Origin of the sequence: Lacinutrix sp. 5H-3-7-4 (assembly GCF_000211855.2) — a bacterium.
Lineage (GTDB): Bacteria > Bacteroidota > Bacteroidia > Flavobacteriales > Flavobacteriaceae > Lacinutrix.
The window spans coordinates 109,268-125,835 of record NC_015638.1; the positions used below are offsets into that span (position 1 = coordinate 109,268).

15 protein-coding genes are annotated in these 16,568 nt (G+C 31.7%); all 15 read right to left on the reverse strand.

The genetic code is table 11. The features are described 5' to 3' along the window. Positions 1 to 9: 9 nt before the first annotated feature. Genes LACAL_RS00550 through LACAL_RS00620 form a run of 15 tightly spaced genes read right to left on the reverse strand, consistent with a single transcriptional unit; the run spans position 10 to position 16,568 of the window. Positions 10 to 1,020 (reverse strand): glycosyltransferase family 4 protein, encoded by a 1,011-nt coding sequence (locus LACAL_RS00550; RefSeq protein ID WP_013868738.1) that lies wholly within the window; start codon positions 1,018 to 1,020, stop codon positions 10 to 12. Beyond that, the gene (locus LACAL_RS00555; protein ID WP_013868739.1) at positions 974 to 2,332 is read right to left on the reverse strand and encodes an O-antigen ligase; all 1,359 of its coding nucleotides are present in this window, start codon (positions 2,330 to 2,332) and stop codon (positions 974 to 976) included. The genes LACAL_RS00550 and LACAL_RS00555 overlap by 47 nt, the downstream gene beginning before the upstream one ends. A gap of 2 nt (positions 2,333 to 2,334) precedes the next feature. Further along, positions 2,335 to 3,411, reverse strand: a complete 1,077-nt coding sequence (locus tag LACAL_RS00560) for a glycosyltransferase (RefSeq protein ID WP_013868740.1) — start codon at positions 3,409 to 3,411, stop codon at positions 2,335 to 2,337. After that, positions 3,412 to 4,533 (reverse strand): glycosyltransferase, encoded by a 1,122-nt coding sequence (locus LACAL_RS00565; RefSeq protein ID WP_013868741.1) that lies wholly within the window; start codon positions 4,531 to 4,533, stop codon positions 3,412 to 3,414. It lies immediately after the preceding gene. After that, a complete protein-coding gene (locus LACAL_RS00570) occupies positions 4,533 to 5,525 on the reverse strand; it encodes a glycosyltransferase family 2 protein (protein ID WP_013868742.1) in 993 nt (330 codons plus the stop codon). The genes LACAL_RS00565 and LACAL_RS00570 overlap by 1 nt, the downstream gene beginning before the upstream one ends. 4 nt (positions 5,526 to 5,529) lie before the next feature. Then, positions 5,530 to 7,068, reverse strand: coding sequence for a glycosyltransferase family 2 protein (locus LACAL_RS00575; RefSeq protein ID WP_013868743.1), 1,539 nt, complete (start codon positions 7,066 to 7,068; stop codon positions 5,530 to 5,532). Between the two features lie 3 nt (positions 7,069 to 7,071). Beyond that, entirely contained in the window at positions 7,072 to 8,217 is a 1,146-nt protein-coding gene (locus LACAL_RS00580) for a glycosyltransferase family 4 protein (RefSeq protein WP_013868744.1), read from the reverse strand. Further along, positions 8,214 to 9,104 carry a hypothetical protein gene (locus LACAL_RS00585; protein WP_013868745.1) on the reverse strand — a complete coding sequence of 297 codons (891 nt, stop codon included), beginning with the start codon at positions 9,102 to 9,104 and terminating at the stop codon, positions 8,214 to 8,216. The genes LACAL_RS00580 and LACAL_RS00585 overlap by 4 nt, the downstream gene beginning before the upstream one ends. Continuing rightward, positions 9,105 to 10,538: an MBOAT family protein gene (locus LACAL_RS00590; protein ID WP_013868746.1), complete on the reverse strand. Its 1,434-nt coding sequence runs from the start codon at positions 10,536 to 10,538 to the stop codon at positions 9,105 to 9,107. A 3-nt stretch (positions 10,539 to 10,541) separates the two neighbouring features. Beyond that, entirely contained in the window at positions 10,542 to 11,267 is a 726-nt protein-coding gene (locus tag LACAL_RS00595) for a glycosyltransferase family 2 protein (protein WP_013868747.1), read from the reverse strand. Between the two features lie 18 nt (positions 11,268 to 11,285). Next, entirely contained in the window at positions 11,286 to 12,371 is a 1,086-nt protein-coding gene (locus tag LACAL_RS00600) for a glycosyltransferase family 4 protein (RefSeq protein WP_013868748.1), read from the reverse strand. Continuing rightward, on the reverse strand, positions 12,362 to 13,747 hold the full coding sequence (locus LACAL_RS00605) for a hypothetical protein (RefSeq protein ID WP_013868749.1): 1,386 nt from the start codon (positions 13,745 to 13,747) through the stop codon (positions 12,362 to 12,364). Before LACAL_RS00605 ends, LACAL_RS00600 begins: the two co-directional genes overlap by 10 nt. Beyond that, on the reverse strand, positions 13,747 to 14,874 hold the full coding sequence (neuC, locus tag LACAL_RS00610; protein WP_013868750.1) for a UDP-N-acetylglucosamine 2-epimerase: 1,128 nt from the start codon (positions 14,872 to 14,874) through the stop codon (positions 13,747 to 13,749). The genes LACAL_RS00605 and neuC overlap by 1 nt, the downstream gene beginning before the upstream one ends. Then, positions 14,867 to 15,910, reverse strand: a complete 1,044-nt coding sequence (locus tag LACAL_RS00615; protein WP_013868751.1) for an N-acetylneuraminate synthase family protein — start codon at positions 15,908 to 15,910, stop codon at positions 14,867 to 14,869. The genes neuC and LACAL_RS00615 overlap by 8 nt, the downstream gene beginning before the upstream one ends. After that, on the reverse strand, positions 15,903 to 16,568 hold the full coding sequence (locus tag LACAL_RS00620; RefSeq protein WP_013868752.1) for a cytidylyltransferase domain-containing protein: 666 nt from the start codon (positions 16,566 to 16,568) through the stop codon (positions 15,903 to 15,905). Before LACAL_RS00620 ends, LACAL_RS00615 begins: the two co-directional genes overlap by 8 nt.

A 16,568-nucleotide genomic window follows, 5' to 3' on the forward strand; every position in this document is an offset into this window, starting at 1 on the left:
TATTGTTTTTTAAACTAATGTGGCTTTCCAAAGTTTTTTAACACTTTGCCATGCGTATTGTGAAGCCGCGTGCCTAGCATTGGTAATAAGCGTTGTTTTTTTAGCCTCATCATTTAATAATGTTATAATTTGGTTTACAAATAATTTGCTTTCATTAGGTGCTACTAAAAGAGCGTTGTAATTGTGTGTTAAAAAATAGGGTAATCCGCCTACATTAGTAGAGACTATTGGCAATCCTAATGCCATAGCTTCTATTACGCTAATAGGCATATTATCAAAATTAGTAGTATTTATAAAAACATTATAATTTTTAGAGCGTGCAATCCATTCTTTTTTAGACAATTTTCCAGTAAACGTAACGTCTAATCCTAAAGAAGCTGCATAGTGTTTAGTTGCTAATAAACTTCCATCGTTATCTGGGCCAACCATACAAAGCGAGCTATCTATTTTATTGTTTTGCAATGCATGTAATATATCTACTGCCAATTTGGGATTATATAATTTTGAAAACGATCGTACCCACAACAGATTTACGCTTTCAATAGCTCTATTAATAAAAGCATAATTATTAATTTCAATACTATTAGGAATGCATTTTACATTATCAAATCCTTTAGCTTTAAATGCAACTTCGGTATAGGCAGATGGCGCAATATTTACATAGGCATGCTTAAAAATAGCACGACTTAATTTAGGATTATCCTCTAACCGCTTTGGTAAATTGCCGCCATGAAGTATTGGCAAATAGTTTAAGTTTAATAGCCTACAAAGTTGTGAGCATAAATAAGCATAACAAAAATTTTGAGTACTGTAAGTATCTATTAAAACATAATCTGCCCATCTCACTTGCAGTACTATACTACTAAGCATATCTAGTAAACGTAGCCACTTATTTTGTTTAGTAGAAACGGCCTTTACCTTAAAACCATCCTGTTTTAGCAAGTGACTTAACGTTTCTATAGTAGTTACCGTTTTACCGTTTTGCGACAATTTGTTGCCTATGTATAAAAGGTTTTTCATATCTAATAGAGAGCAAACATAAGCTATAAATAAATGCTGGTGCTGCAATTCTCATGGACGAATGATTAATTGTTAAAAACCAAAATAGGAAAAAAGAATAGAAAAAGAGGTTAGATTTGTTTCTTATTCTTTGAACCAGTGGTGTTATAAATAAAATACTAAAGGCGATCAAGCCAAATATTCCGTGTTCAGATAATATGCGACTCATTTCATTATGTGAAGCCGCTAAAACACCTGTTTTCTCTAACCGATATTCTTTAGATTTCCCTACGCCTATTCCAAAGATTGGGTTTTCTAAAAAGGCATTAAGCTCTAATGATAATAGTGCTGTTCGTCCTGTAGAAATATCCTCTTTTTCTCGGCCCAAAGCATCTTCATTATTATAACGCTTATCTATAAACCCATCGGTTTCTATAGATGAAATAGCCCATATCGATAAGCCTAGCACAACAAACAAACCTGTTAAAAAAGTAATGCGCTTTCTGTTTTTACTATTAGATTTTTTAAAATACATTAAAATAAAAAAAACAATCATTATTATAGCCACAAAAACGCCACCTCGACTAAAAGTTACAATAGCTCTAAAAGACATTAGCGCTAACAATACGATGTTTACTATTTTAAATATTTTATAAGGCGCTTTAGAGAAAAACCTTACGGTTAAAACAAACATCCCTAAGCCCAAAACTGTTGCTACTTGATTAGGACCAAAGCCTCCTGAGGTATCAAAATTAGATCCCGTACCACTTATAACAGCTCTTACACTAGGATTAAACACAAATAAATAAGTAGTTGTTGTAATTAATGGTAATGCGATATAATACAATAGCGTTTTAAAGTTGTCAAAGCTAATAGATTTCTTATAACAAAATATAGAAGCGACACCCAAACAAAAAGGGCCACTTAAATTAAAGGCAATTGCTTTTCGTATTACCGTGTCACTGCCTATATTAAAACCAGCAACAAAAATACCGGGAACTAGAAGTAATATAAATAGTACATAAACAAAACTTTTTTGAGAAATTCTTGTACTTACAATACCTACTACAGAAAAGAAAATAACCATATACTTTGAAGCTTCATATAGAATACTACCGCCAGTCATTCGTATAAAAACCTCAGCACCTATAACATAACCACAAGCCAATAATATTTGTAATGTACGCTCTTGTGTTGTAGATTTTATTATTTTAAATAAAAAATACACAAAAATACCAATAAGATATACATTAGATAAAACGGGCAAGAAATAAATAGCTAACGCTAGTATTACATGTAGAGAAATTAGTTTTATGTCTTTTAAAAAACCCACAGTTATTTTAAACTTAAATTATAAATTAGTAGTAACTCATCTACAGTATTTGTTGCTGAAAAGTTTTCTAATATATGTTTATTAAATTTAGAGGCTATACTTGTACTCATCTTAGGATTATTAATATAAAACAGTATAGCGTTAGCTAATGATTTCTTGTTTTTCGAGGGTACCAGCATACCTAATGCACCATCTAAAATAACCGATGCACAATCACCTACATCTGTTACAACTACTGGTAAACCTGCTAAACCATATTCTAAAAGCGCTACTGGTAAACCTTCAGATTTTGAAGATAATATACCAATACTACTTTGCTGTAGTACATGTAAACTGTCTGGCACACTGCCATACAAAAACACCTGCTCGCTTAAATTTAATGTTAAAATACGATCCCTTATCAATTGTGAATAATCATCATTAAAAGTTTTACCTACTAAATGCAATGTCCAATCTGGATTACTTTGTAAAACTATAGTAAAGGCATCTATAGCATTTAATATATCTTTGTCTGGTCTTAAATTAGCTAAACAAACAATACGCTTTCCATTAACTCCAAACAATTTTGTCTTATTTAATTGTTTAGCTTCTTTAACAAAATTCGGCAAATAACTCACCTGTTTACATTTAAGTTTTTTTTGAGACCAACCTACCAAATTTTTGTTTACACAAATAATATGAGAAAAATATTTTGAACAATATTTTAATACTTCAATTTTAAAATAAGCTGATGCTGCTCTATTACCATAATGATCATGCCATACAATGCGAACCTTTTTATTTAAAATTTTAATTAGTGTTGCTAAAAAATAAGAGCTTGAGTGCGCGTGAATAATAGTAATTTCTTCTGTTTTTACAAAAGTATCAAGTCGTTTTATAGCTACAATATCAAATGTCGATTGCTTTTCTAAATACAAATAAGAAACAGCATTACTTATATGGTCTTTTAATAAACCCTCTGCTCGCGTAGTACATAAATAGGACTGCGTTACAACACCTACCAAGCTGTTTGCTATAGAGATCGCCATACGTTCGGCGCCTCCTGCTTCCAAAGAATCTATTAATTGTAATACTTTCAACTATGACGATTTTAATAATTTAGAAATTTCTGTTTCAAATGCATCTAAGGTAAAAGTTTGCGACCATTTTAATGCGCTATTAGACATTTGTTTTAAATGAGATTCGTTGTTTAAAACAGTTTTTATTTCAGAAACAGCTTGATGCACATCGGGCTCAATTAAAATACCTCTGTTACCATAATCTAACATATATGGCACGCATGAGATTTTTGTTACAATAGGAATACAACCAAAAAACATAGCTTCTGCAATAGCTTTTGGCCAGCCTTCAGATTGTGATGGCAAAATTGAAAAATGCGAGCTTTTTATTGCCCTTTCTATTACTTCTTTTTTTTGATTGCCATGAAACGTTATAATATGTTCTAGATTATGTTTTGTAACATATCTTTTTAAACCTGTACTTAAAACACCATCACCATATAAATTTAAAGTTACATTATAATGTTGTTTATATAAATCTTCTAAAATCTGAATGGCTAATAATGGGCGTTTTCCTTTTACTAAACTGCCTACAAAAATAAAATGCAATGTGTTTTTATAATTTCTTTCTGGAACGTTTTCTTTTTCCGAATCTTTAAATGTTGCCGTAAAGAACGATTGTATATTTTTAGTTTGATTTTTCCATGCGCCATACACCAAAACAGTCATGTTTTTGGTCCAAAAGGTATTGGATAATATTCGCTTTTGAATGCGATAGCTTAAGGGTTGACTGGCTTTAGGATCCCAATTACCAGCATACTTGGCTGTTTTTATTTTATTTGGAAAAAAAACTTGAACCAAACAGCCTAACAATCCAATATTACCTGGACATCGTAAGTGAATATGGTCTGCTTGTAAACAAGCTTTAAAAAGAACTATTAAAATATAAGGAAGTTTAAATACAGATTTAAAACCGTGTGATACATTGGTAAAGTTTAAACGTGGTATACGCTTTAAATTTAAATTATTATGTTTATACGATAGATCTATAGCTGTTAATGCCTCTTTGGTAACTGGTGCAACCACAGTAACGGTATCTACATATTTTAACCATAAATTCATTTCACGAACATAAGGTGCATAACTATACAACTCATTTTGAGTCGTTTTGTGTAGTGCATGAGATATAATTAAAAAATGCATTAGTTGTGTTTTGGTGCATTAAAAAATAATGAAAACCAACCAGCTAGCCTTCCTAAACTTTCTGTAAATGCTTCCTTTTTATTTGGTGTACTTATTATATTCAAAAACCTTAATTTAATTAACAAAAGTGCGGTGGCGTGCCATTTTACACGTGCTTTTATTTTAGGATTCGCATATTTTACGCGCCAAACATACCAACCGTTTCTAACGACCATTTTACCATATTTAAATCTATTTGGCCGACCAGAAGCATCATGATAATGCGCTAATTTAGCATTTGTATTTATATATAGCTTACCTAATTTGGCAATACGTAAACTAAAATCTGCATCTTCATATAAACCATAACCTTGAAAATAAGTTGAAAAAGATAATGTTTTAAAAACGGCTTTTTTATAGGACGATACACCGCCCATAATTTGTTCTACTGCATATATTTTTCCTGATGGTGGCAAAAAACTTACCGAGCGTCCATGAGAAAAAGTAGGCATATAACCAGGTGCTGCATCGGGCAACAAACCTACTCGTTTTCGTATTTTAAAACGTAAAGGCTCAACACGTTGCCAACCATCGTAATAAAAATTGGAAGCTTCACCTGTTTCTGCTTCTTTTTGCCAATCAACTTCGTTAGTTATATAACCACCAACCGCCAAAGCTTCTGGTTTCATTTTATAAGTAGCTATTAGTGCTTCAAAGTAGTGGGTTTCAAGCACAATATCATCATCTAAAAAACATATAATTTCTGATGTTGATCTTACCTTATTTATTCCAAAATTACGCTGTTTGGTTAAGCCTCTTTCGGTTTCATCAACTTTATAATATTTCAAGTTTTCAAATAAATGAGTCTTCAATAACAAAGAAGTAGCATCGTCTGTAGAACCATCAACAATTATTATCTCGCTAGGATATAAAGTTTGTTGTTGTACCGACTCTAGCAATTGCAAAAGTGGTTTTGGCCGCATGTATGTACAAATTATTAAAGAAAAAAACATAATATCATTTAGTACGTTTACCTAAAGCCATTAGTTTTTTTGCATAAAAAACCGATTTTTTATACTGTTGCAAACGTTTTGGCAATTTAACTAGTTTTATTGGCCACTCCATTATTTTAGCTTTTGTAAAATAAAAAACAAAATACTTAATTTTATATTCTTTTCGTTGTCTTGCTGTAAAATGTTTATGCAATTGATACATAATAGTTGGACTAGGTTTGGGTACAATATCTTTAACTGGACTATCAAGTTCCCAAGGTTGCGGCTTTCTTTGCTTTCCTTTTACCTTGGCTTGAGATCCCCAAAAACGATAACCTCCAACCGGTGGTTTTAAATGTAAATTTGCAGCAAATGGATTGTGCAAAACAGTAACACCTAATTTGGCTATAGACATACCAAAATCGCTATCTTCTCCATAACCACCATCATAATTAATATCGTTACCTACTAATACATCAACAACACGTTTTGAAACGCAGGAGTTTGCATTACTAAATGATTGTGCTGCGCCTACTTTCCAACGTTTTTTATCAAAAGCTTTTAATTTAATAGCTAAATCCTTTAAAGTTTGCTGTTGGTTATCTGCCCTAATATCTAATCCGTTACAAGCTTCTGCATTATAAGTCTGCAATAATTTTATATGATTTTCTATAAATATTGGTGGTATACGTATATCATCGTCTCCAAATATTATATAATCGCCTGTACATAAAGCTATCGCTTCATTACGGGCACGACAACTACCTTTAGAGGTTTGCCATTTAAAAGTAACTTTAAAAGAATAATTTTTAGAGTTGTATAGGGTAAGGTCTCGTTTATCTTCTGGTGTAGCGTCAACAACAACAACCTCCGTTGGTTTATATGTTTGATGCTCTAAATCATTTAATAAATTCAAGGTAAAATCTTGACGCAACATCGTGGGTATAATATAACTTACCGTTGGCTGTCCTTGAATACTTTTAAGTGGTCTTGGCGATACCACTTTTGTTTTAGCTTTAAATTTAAATTGTTTGCCATACATATAAGCTTTAACTTCTGTCAACTTCCATAATCCTTGCCTAAGCAACATATATAAAGCTTGAGCTCGCTTAAAACTTTTAAAATAAAAAGTATAAATATCCTTTTTAGGAATAGCAATATTTTCTACTATGGCAGGAAATAGTCCCTTTACATGCAATGGTACTGCGCCTTGATAACGTAATCCATTAAAAGCAAAATCTAAGGCTGCTGTAGTAGTATTAATATAATCTGTATCAAATCCGCCTAAGGTTTCCCAAACAGATTTTCTAACAGCAAAACAATTAGGGTTTAAACGCCAACTAACACAATAATCTAAATCATCAAAATCATTACCATACCAAAAGTATGTGGCAGTTTGGAATACAATATCTGGAAACATGTTTTTATAACCTTGATCTAAACTGCTATGCCATATATCGCCTTCGCCTTTAGCTAACGTATCAAGTAACTGTAAGTTTGGATGACCAACATATAAAATAACACTTCCGTTTGTGGCTTTAAATGTTTTAAAATTTATTGACATATATTACTTAATAAATTGATTGTAGAATGTCACACTTTGCGCTGCTACAACTTTAGAACTAAAACGTTTTTCAACAACCATTCTTGCAGCTTGAGAGAACGCTTCACTTAGTGTTTGGTCTTCTAATAATTTTATAATTTTATTTGCATAAGCGCTATGCGCAGTTGGATGTTCTAAAAAACCATTTACACCATCATCAATAATCTCTTTGGCCCATCCTATATTTGAGGCTACAATGGGCTTTTTTAAAGCCATGGCTTCTAACCAAGATACAGGTAAAGCTTCTGCAAAAGTAGGAAACACACATAAGCTGGCTTGCTCTATTTGCGCCCTCATTTTAGTATAAGGAATCACTCCTATGTAATCTACTTTATTTAATGCTGATTTTGAAAATAAGGGTTTCATTAATTCCCAAGTTGAAGGCGATTGTGTTTTAATATCTCCACTATCTTTACCTACTAAAAGCAAAGTGACATCTGGATACTGCTCATGGACAATATTAAATATTTTTGGCAGTTCTAAAAGTCCTTTTTTTCTAATTAATGTTCCAAAATACAATATAGTTTTAGTATCCTGTGCTAAATGTATTCTTTTGGGTTTAAAATCGTCTAATGTTATAGCATTTGGAATTACAGTAAACGGGCGATTTAATTTAAACAATTGATTTGTTAATCTACCGGTAAATGCACTTACTGCAATAATACCATCAACTTGTTTTAAGGCTTGCTTCTCATGAAAACGATTAATAGCCTTTACAGGTCTTTGGTCTAAATGGCAAAAATAAGTATCACTGCCATTTTCTCTAATAACTATTGGGCATTTAACGTTAATAAACGAAGCTATTCCTGTCCAATCTGGTGCCTCAACTAGATCTACTTTTCCTTTATCATGTAAATTATTAATTAGCTTTTGTATTTTTTTTCGTGTCAAATACCACGACAAGCCTTTTAATTTGGGATTTTTAATTTTATAATACGTAAGACCTTCTGCTGTAAAGCAAGCATCTTCATCTTGACCATAAACCAACAAGGTCACAGCATGTCCCAACGCATGTAATGCAGTTGCAAGGTGCTTTATACTGGTGCCAATACCTCCAGAATGTCCAATACGCTCGTGTGGATATTCTGGCGTTAAAAATGCTATTTTCATAAATCTAATGTTCTTATAAAATGTGTTGTAAAAACTTTTGCTCCATTCTTATTGACATGTCCACAATTTTCAAACAAACTATCTTCCTTTATTACTCTTGAAAAGTCGTGAAAATCTGATAGCTTTTCCTCTAATTTTGTAAGGTAGCCATTAGGCTTCAATCCAGAACAATATGGTGCACAAAAATAAGTAACATTAATATTGTTAGCGGTACACAAAGAATCTATTTCTACTAAACTACCATTACTTTCTAAAATTCGCTTAGGCAAACTAGCTTTATGTTTTTCTTTAATTTGAATTGAATTATATAGAGGAATGAATCCATCACTAAAATCAATTTTACTTTTTTTATTAATTAATGAAGCAAAAAATTCTCTAAAACCAATTCTATAATCATTAGTAGCATACCTGTAAAATGGTATATAGTAATTTTTATTATAATTAGAATCCGTCCTTTTTAAATAGTTATTAATTATAGTATTGCTTCTTAAATAGGGTAAAATTTGAGAACGAACAATATCTGAATTGGATTCAATATTGTATATGTAATCAACTTGAACAAATAACCTCTCAATCTTTATTTGTTGATCAATTAAAAGCCTTAAAAAAATATTAACATCATCAAGATTTGCTCCTTGAGTACCTAAATTTATAGCTTCTTTATTGGTTTCTTCTTTAATAATTGAAGGCATTATAAAATTCTCTACTCTAGAACTACCTAAAAAAACATAGTCTAAATTAGTTTTTTCATCTAAACTTAATATATACTGTGTTTTATTACGAGGCTGAGTTTTTAAATAGACGTTTGTATAACAAATGTCTAGAATAAACAAAACAGCTATTACTACTAAAAATATTAATACAATATACTTTATAAACTTTTTCATCTAAAATTGAAAATATATAAAATCTGAATGATTAGAATAGACACCTAACGTACTTATCAATATAATAATTACTAATAGATAAAACTTTTTAAGCTTACCTACAAATGGAGATTCAAATCTTCTTGAAAACCACTCTATTAAAACAAAAATAAATAATAACATAAGAGCTTCTATATTATAACGCTCAATTGTCAAGTACTGTAATGAGTAATTATTGTTGCTAAACAAATGTTTTAAATATATAAAAGCCTCTTTTATAGTGTTGGCTCTAAAAAAAACCCATGCTAAACTCACTAATAAAAATGTAGAAATTATATTAAAAAAAAGAAATAAACCATTCTTGTTAAATTGTATTGAAGCACTATCTAAATATTTTCGATTTGTTTTAAGTAACATAGATGGTAAAAAATAAAAGGCATTTAATAATCCCCAAAAAATGAATGTCCAATTAGCACCATGCCAAAAACCACTGACTAAAAAAATTGTAAATATATTTCTAATTTTAAGTATATTAGATACTTGACTTCCTCCTAACGGAATATATAAGTAATCTCTAAACCAAGTTGAGAGAGATATATGCCATCGTCTCCAGAACTCTGCTATGTTTCTAGCGAAATAAGGTTTATTAAAATTTTGTTTTAAATCAAATCCTAAAATTCTAGAAAGACCAATAGCCATATCTGAATATCCAGAAAAATCACCATAAATTTGAAAAGCAAAATACACAGCACCAAGTAAAAGGCTAAGCGTATTCATATTTTCGTAATTATCGAATATTGTATTTACATAAGTTGCACATGTATCAGCTATAACTACTTTTTTAAAGAATCCCCAAATAATTAAATATAAACCAGAAACTGCATAATCATAATCAAATTTTCGTTTTATACTAAACTGTGGTAATAAATGAGAAGCGCGCTCAATAGGACCAGCAACTAGTTGCGGAAAAAATGCGACAAACGCTGCAAAATTTACTATTGAATGGGTTGGCTTTAATTTTCCTCTATAAACATCAATAGTATAACTCATAGTCTGAAATGTGTAAAATGAAATACCAACTGGAAGTATTATATTAAGTGATGATGCATTAGAACTTATTCCAAAACTTTCCCATGCAGATATCCAATTCTCAATAAAAAAATTAGCGTATTTAAAATAGCAAAGTAAACCTAAATTAAATGCAATACTTATAGTAAGTAAACATTTTCTTTTATTGATACTTTTGTATTTTACTAATTGGTTTCCAATTACATAATCTATTATAGTACTTAAAATAATTAATCCTAAAAAGCGCCAATCCCACCAACCGTAAAATATATAACTCGCTAATAAAACAAATACATTTTGAGCTTTAGTTTTATTCTTTAACGGAAACCAATAAAAAATAAATACAATAGTAAAAAAGACAAGAAATATAAAAGAATTAAAAAGCATTTACTATTTAAAAACTTTATACTTAATTATACAATAAATAGCTCTTACTCCATCTTTCCATCCTATTTTCTTGCCTTCTTCATAAGTTCTTCCGTAATAGCTTATCCCTACTTCATAAGCGCGAATATTTTTAATTCGCGATATTTTAGCCGTAACCTCAGGCTCAAAACCAAAGCGTTTTTCTTTTAATGTTAATGATTTAATATGTTCAGATTTAAACATTTTATAACAGGTTTCCATATCTGTAAAATTCATATTGGTCATCATATTACTTAAAAATGTTAAAAATTTATTACCCAAACTATGCCAAAAAAACAAAATACGGTGTGGATTCCCGCCTTTAAAACGGCTACCATATACAACATCTGCAAAGCCATCTACTATGGGCTGCAATAGTCTGTTATATTCGTTAGGGTCATATTCTAAATCGGCATCCTGTATAATTATAACATCTCCTGTCGCTTCTTTTATACCGCGATGCAATGCGGCACCTTTGCCATAATTTTTATCTTGCTCAAACAACTTTATATTTATTTCTGGATGAGCTTTTGCATAAGTTTCTATGGCTTGTACAGTTTTATCACTACTGCAATCGTTGACTATTATAATTTCCTTTTCAATACCACTTATTAGTGTTACGTCTTTAATTTTATTTAAAATTAAAGCAATGGTTTGTGCTTCATTATAAGCTGGTACTATTATAGAAAGTGTATTAACTGTTGGCTGCATGTAATTATAATTAAAATACTATTGTAATATACTAAAGTGATTTTCTACCATTAAAGCAATAGAAAAATAGTGTGCTATCATCGGTCTAGTGTCTTCGTGTATTGTTTTTTCGCCTGTAATAACAGATTGTAAAAGTACACCTAATGCCTGTATATCTTTTGCCTTAAATATATAACCATTTTTACCATGAGTGATAACTTCCTCATTACCACCAACTGGTGTTGTTATTACGGGAACATTTGCGGCTAAGCTTTCTAAAATAGACAAACTAAAACACTCCATATGTGTGGGTTGTAATAAGTAATCGTAATGTTGATAGCTAGTATTTAAGCTTGAACTACTGCCCTTAAAATGAAATACTGTATTTAATTTATACTTATTAACGAGACCTAATAATTCTGTTTTGTAAGGGCCATCTCCAAAAACATCAATTTTTAAGTCTTTAATTAAATGTTGTGGTAATGTACTAACAGCTAAAATTAAATCTTGTATTCCTTTGGAAAAACGTAAATGAGAGACCACTAAAAATCGAGGATTATTTATTGCTCGCTTTGTTATTTTTGGAATAATTGTATCTATTAAAACACCATTATAAATAGTCTTTGTTTTAGGCTTTAAAAAGCGTCCAAAATCTTGTAATATCGCTTGACTGGTATAATCCGAAACACCAATAAACTCATCTATATGCTTCCCATATAAACGGCCTTTTATTTTCTTTTTTATTTGCTTTTGCAATGGATAACCGCCTAAAGGTCTTGGATTGTGATCCACTGCTATAATTTTTGTGTTTAATAAGTGTTTTACCTCAGCATAAAATGAAGTACACAACTCTACAAAATGCGTAATAACATGTGTATAATTAGTAGGTGTTGTTTTTATATAATTTATAAATGTAGCTTCTATCGTCTGGTCTTTGTCTGCTATTATTTTAAACGCATCATACTGCCCATAGCTTGCTGCATTAGGAAAAAACCAATCTATTTTAATTTGCTCGGCTTTACATTTGTTATGAAACGCCCAGAAAAAATAATCCATACCACCAATACGGTTCTCTAATAATTGATAATTACAAATTACAGCAATACGCGTTGTCTTTAAACCCATTGCTTCAACATATTTACAGCTATTGTACTGGTGTTTTCTAAATCTACTCCTATTTGTTGTGCTATAAGTGCTTTACGGTTTGCGCTATTAGAATCTAAACTTAAATCTTGATTAATTGCCTGTATCAATGCTGCTGCATGAGTAACCACTGTAGTAGCTTTACTATTCACTACATTCATAATATGTTCGTAACCTAAAAAGCGCTGATCGTCATACAAACCATTAGTAGCATTACCAAAAACAGTATTAATTACTGGTTTATCAAACAACATAAAATCCAAACTCATGGTAGACAACATATTAATATTTAAATCGCAATACGCTAACAAGGCTCTTAATTGTTTTACATCTTCTACCGTAGGTATACGTTGCGACCAAGACTCTTGATGATTGGCTCTAACTTGCTCCCACTTAGGGTAATTCCATTTTATAAATGGAAATGCTTTCACCAAAGCATCAAAGCGTTTTGGATCTTCAGCTGGAGAAGTTCTTACTATAAAATTAACTGCTGGTATCTGGTGGTTTTTTATAGCTTCGGCTATAGTTGTGATATATAATTCATCATTTTTACTGGTAGAACTATCGCCACAACTAAAGCAAATGGTTTGTAATGAAGCATCTAAATGAAAGGCTTTTATAAAGTCGGCTTTACTGGTTTTGTATCTTGGCAATACATAAGGCTCAAATTGTGGCGTACCTACAACTTTTACATGCTGGTCTTGTATTGTACTATAAAATTGTAATAAATCCTTTTTCATGAGTGTGCTCCACACTAAATAATAATCGAAATTGGAAGCCATTCTGCCTTTAGACGCTAAGTTATCCCAACTAAAAATAAAAGCTGCTGTTTTTATTTTTAGTTGTTGTGCTGCATAGACTAAAGGCGCTATGTATGGAGGACGTTGGTGAGTAAAAAACAATAAATCTATAGCTTCTTCCTCTAAAATAGTTTTGTATTGCGCTGTAATAGTATGATTTGCAAAAGTTTTATTTTGCAAATATTGAAACTTTTGAATGGTTTTTTCTGAATGAAACCAAGAGGTTAATTTATAAATTAAACGTGTACCATAACCTCGTGTTGTTTTTAAGCGAGAAGTATTGGTTTTTAAATTATCCTGAATACCCAAATTACCCTTAGCATGTAATTTTAAGTGTGCGACTTCTTTTGCTTTTCTAAAAAACCAAGTAATATATCCTTCTGTAAAGACATCTAAACCGATAACGCGACAATTAGTATGTGCTTTATAGACGTGTTCTGGTAAACAAGATAAAATAATAACCTCATCAAACGCTTGGGACGCTTCACTTAAAAAATCACTTAAAATATAATTTCTAAAACCAACGCCATCTGTTATAACCAATCCTAATGTTTTCATTATAAAGCTCTAAATTGTTTTTGATGATTGATCTCCCAAAAAGCATCTAATGATAACGAATCTATAAAAGCTTTGGCACTATTTCCGTTACCAAATGCTTGGAGTTCTTTGGGTTGTTTTATTTTGTCTTGTAATATCGCTGCTAAAATAGCTTCTGTGGTGTAATCCGTATTTATTATAGAGTTTAATACCGCTCTATTATCTTGACGTGTGCCTATATTTATTGTTGGAATACCATAATATGGCGCTTCTCTAACACCTGCACTACTATTACCTATTATAAAATCAGCATGCTTTAATAAGGTTAAAAAATATTCAAAACGTATAGAAGGAAATATTCTAAAATTCGGGTTGTTTTTTAAACGTTTATATACATTTAATATGGCTTGACTGCCCAAATCGTTATTAGGATAAATAACAACATAATGTTTATTACTTTGCTCTAATGCGGTTACAAACTGCGCTGCATAAACGTCCATATCCTCATGCTCTGTAGTTACAGGATGAAACATGGCTACTGCATAACTTGAAAACGGAATATCATAATACGTTTGCACCGTTTTTAGTTTAGGCAAAGTATTAGAAAACATAACATCTATATCTGGTGAGCCTATAGTATATATAGAATCTGGCAATTCTCCCATTTGTTCCAACAACTGCTTGGCTTGTGCATTTGCCACAAAATGAATATGACTCATTTTACTAGTAGCATGTCGTATAAGCTCATCTATTGTTCCTGAAAGTTCACCACCTTCAATATGTGCTACTAATATATTGTTTAAACTGCCTACAATCGCACCTGCTAAAGCTTCTACCCTATCACCATGTATAACAATTAAATCGGGTTGTGTTTCTGCTATAAAATTAGAAAAACCTGTTATTGTTTTTGCTAACGTTAAATCCATGGTAGCTTCATGCGTATGGTTATTAAAAGTAGAAATATGCTTAAAACCGCAGCGTTCTACTTCTATTAAGGTATAACCATAGGCTTCAAGTAAATGCATACCGGTTACAAACACATGAGCCTCAAATCCTGTTTCAGTCTCTACGCTTTGTATTAAAGGTTTTATTTTACCAAAATCTGCTCGTGTACCTGTTAAAAATGCTATTTTTTTAATATTACTCAATATCGGCCCAAGTTAATTGTTCATCATTTGCTATAGATCTCGTTGCTTTTTTACCTAAAATACTATCAAACTTATCGGCTAAAATCGCGCCTGTTCCTGGTCGTTTTACCCAAATATTATCTTTAGTATAGAGTTCTCCTTCTGCAATAGGTTTTATAGTACATACCGTTGCAAAAGCAAAATCTATAGTCACTTGCTCTTCTTTTGCTGGTGCTTTAGTGCCGCCTCGCATTAATGCCATTTCAGCACTATTTGTAATAAGAGCTTTACAAGCTTGCTCATCCATACTACATACAATATCTGGTCCTGTACGTTGCATGTGATCTGTAAAATGACGTTCTAAAATGGAACCTCCTAATGCTACTGCACCTAAACACGCATTGTTATTTAAGGTATGATCACTCAATCCAAAAACCTTATCAGGAAAAGCCTCGTGTAATTCCACCATCGCTCCAAAACGTACCAAATGTGTTGGTGTGGGATATAAATTGGTAGTATGTAATAAGGCGACTGGCACTTTATATTTATCGAAAATAGCGACTGCTTTTTTTACACTAGCAATCGTATTCATACCAGTACTTAAAATAATAGGTTTACCAAATTGCGCAATGTGTTCTAATAATGGATAATTATTACATTCACCAGAGCCTATTTTATAGGCAGGAATATCAAAACGTTTTAAACGCTCTGCTGCTGCTCTAGAAAATGGTGTAGAAATAAAAATCATCCCTTTAGATTCCACATAATTTTTAAGCGCTAATTCATCGGCTTCATTTAATGAGCAACGCTCCATAATATCATATATTGAAACGTCGGCATTACCTGGAATAACTTGTTTTGCAGCACCACTCATTTCATCAGCTACAATATGGGTTTGGTGTTTTACTACCTCAACGCCTGCACGATGCGCCGCATCTACCATGTCTTTTGCTACTTGTAAAGACCCTTCATGGTTAATACCTATTTCGGCAATGACTAATGGCGGAAAATCTTGCCCTACTTTTCTACCTGCTATTTCTATATATGGATTACTCATTATCGTAATGGTTTAGCATAAACGCAGCATAATCAAAATCGTCTTGTGTATCGATATCAACTTTTGCAAAAGGATGATCAATCACTAAAGGATAGGCATCCTTAGTTATAATTTCATCATTTAAAATACAGCTAGCCTTGGTGATGTATAGTAAACCGTTTTCATAATACAAAGGTTCTAAATCTTGACTGCGCTGTCCTGGTTTATAATTATAGGGTTTAAACTGCTCGTTTTTTATAGTCCCAAATTTAAGATGATTTTGAGACACTGTAAACAAACTGCTTGCTTTTACTTGATTAAAAATAGTAAATGCTTCTTGTAATAATTGTTTTGGTCGTAACGGATTAGTGGCTTGCAACAGTACCACAGCATCTACTTTAGTATTTATAGTACCTAAAACATGTTTTAATGCGCTTACTGTAGGCTCAAAATCTCCAGCTAAATGTTCTGGTCTTTCTATTACCTCAGCGCCATGCGCTAATGCTATTGCCTTAGTAGACTCACAATCTGTAGACACATAAACAGCGTCTATAAAATCAAACTGTTTAGCATAATTAATACTGTGCACCAATAATGGTATACCTCCCAAAAGTTTTATGTTTTTTTTAGGTAGGCGTTTGGAGTGGCCTCGTGCTGGTATAATGGCGATGGTTTTGAT

What these genes read in the sequence shown, in the direction of transcription:
- LACAL_RS00615 (WP_013868751.1), bottom strand. Translation starts at nt 15,910, where the DNA reads ATGAGTAATCCATATATAGAAATAGCAGGTAGAAAAGTAGGGCAAGAT.
- LACAL_RS00590 (WP_013868746.1), bottom strand. Translation starts at nt 10,538, where the DNA reads ATGCTTTTTAATTCTTTTATATTTCTTGTCTTTTTTACTATTGTATTT.
- LACAL_RS00585 (WP_013868745.1), bottom strand. Translation starts at nt 9,104, where the DNA reads ATGAAAAAGTTTATAAAGTATATTGTATTAATATTTTTAGTAGTAATA.
- LACAL_RS00565 (WP_013868741.1), bottom strand. Translation starts at nt 4,533, where the DNA reads ATGCATTTTTTAATTATATCTCATGCACTACACAAAACGACTCAAAAT.
- LACAL_RS00550 (WP_013868738.1), bottom strand. Translation starts at nt 1,020, where the DNA reads ATGAAAAACCTTTTATACATAGGCAACAAATTGTCGCAAAACGGTAAA.
- LACAL_RS00580 (WP_013868744.1), bottom strand. Translation starts at nt 8,217, where the DNA reads ATGAAAATAGCATTTTTAACGCCAGAATATCCACACGAGCGTATTGGA.
- LACAL_RS00570 (WP_013868742.1), bottom strand. Translation starts at nt 5,525, where the DNA reads ATGTTTTTTTCTTTAATAATTTGTACATACATGCGGCCAAAACCACTT.
- LACAL_RS00595 (WP_013868747.1), bottom strand. Translation starts at nt 11,267, where the DNA reads ATGCAGCCAACAGTTAATACACTTTCTATAATAGTACCAGCTTATAAT.
- LACAL_RS00605 (WP_013868749.1), bottom strand. Translation starts at nt 13,747, where the DNA reads ATGAAAACATTAGGATTGGTTATAACAGATGGCGTTGGTTTTAGAAAT.
- LACAL_RS00600 (WP_013868748.1), bottom strand. Translation starts at nt 12,371, where the DNA reads ATGGGTTTAAAGACAACGCGTATTGCTGTAATTTGTAATTATCAATTA.
- LACAL_RS00575 (WP_013868743.1), bottom strand. Translation starts at nt 7,068, where the DNA reads ATGTCAATAAATTTTAAAACATTTAAAGCCACAAACGGAAGTGTTATT.